Raw genomic sequence first — 1,222 nt, forward strand, 5'->3', positions numbered from 1 at the left:
TGGTTTATACTATTATTAGGTTTATTGTTTTTATTAGTCGTTTCTATTAATGTAGGAGCGGCTTTTTTGTTTATATCACCGTCATTATCAGTTATATCGGGTATTAAATTGTAAAACTTTTCAGTAAATGTAAAATATGAATATGTTCCATACTTATCTTTTTTTGTAAAGCTTTTCAATACCCCTATATGCTTGAATGATTTAGCTCTTTTCTTGCTGCTTTCACTCATTGAATTATATCTTGATTCCCAATCTATAGGTTTTTCAGATAAGTTGTTATTAAATATTTCCATTACTCTAGTTTTCTTCATTCCAAGTATTGGCAAATCTTCTACAAATTTATCATACTTAACCCAGTAATACATTTTACCATCGTGAATAGTTGTATCCATTCTTCCACTTGATGTAAAATCATGCAAATGTCTTAAAATCATAAGTTCATCCAAGTTTAACCCCAACTCAAATGCTTTTAATTGGTCAAAGCCTAGTATGTTATATCTCATTTTATCCTCCTATACTATAAATATTTATTTGTAATCACTTTATATGTGTTTACTCCAACTCCACCAAGTATATTAGTATTATTTTCTTTTCTTATGATACCTTTATCTTCTAAACCTTTTATAGCTTTTATCAATGTAGGTTTTGTTATATTAAGTTCTTCACTTATGCGTTTATAAGAAGTTGATATACCACTACTCTTATAATGATGTAAGAAGTATATCATTAATATTTTTTCTGATTGTGACAATTCTTTATCGGTTATAACCTTTAGGTAGTTCATTAAAACCCTCCTTAACTTTTCTTAATTATAGTATATGATACTTTGTTTACAATGTCAATATTTTTTACTATATTAATATTTTTTATTCAATGTCTAGTGATGTATATATATAGAATGTTTAATAGAATAATGATTTAATAGAATAATCTTTGTTCTTATCATATGATGTTACCCCGTCTTATCAAATGATGTTATGGGTATTATCATATGATGTTACCCCGTATTATCATATGACGTTGTGGGTGTTAAAAACTGTTGATATTGTGGATAAAACATTAACTTTTATCAGTGTAAAGAAACTTTACTTCAAGGTGATTGCAATGCTTTGACAGTTTAAATATAAAAAATATATAAAAGTTTTAAAATAATAGTATAAAATAGTAAATAATATGATATAATAGTATTATAATAAATAAGGAGGTTGTGAATATGCTATGT

At 25.8% G+C, this 1,222-nt stretch carries 1 protein-coding gene and 1 pseudogene; both read right to left on the minus strand.

What is annotated here, in order from left to right:
* Positions 1–503: pseudogene (locus tag AZI32_RS17010) on the minus strand (hypothetical protein); the annotation flags it as partial.
* Positions 504–517: 14 nt separating this feature from the next.
* A complete protein-coding gene (locus tag AZI32_RS17015) occupies positions 518–784 on the minus strand; it encodes a helix-turn-helix domain-containing protein (protein ID WP_021434540.1) in 267 nt (88 codons plus the stop codon).
* Positions 785–1,222 lie beyond the last annotated feature (438 nt).

The organism is Clostridium sp. ATCC 25772 (assembly GCF_001573875.1).
GTDB classification, from domain to species: Bacteria; Bacillota; Clostridia; order Clostridiales; family Clostridiaceae; genus Clostridium_J; species Clostridium_J senegalense.

Bases quoted from the DNA above. Each gene is read 5' to 3' on its own strand.
- AZI32_RS17015 (WP_021434540.1), bottom strand. From the start codon at position 784: ATGAACTACCTAAAGGTTATAACCGATAAAGAATTGTCACAATCAGAA.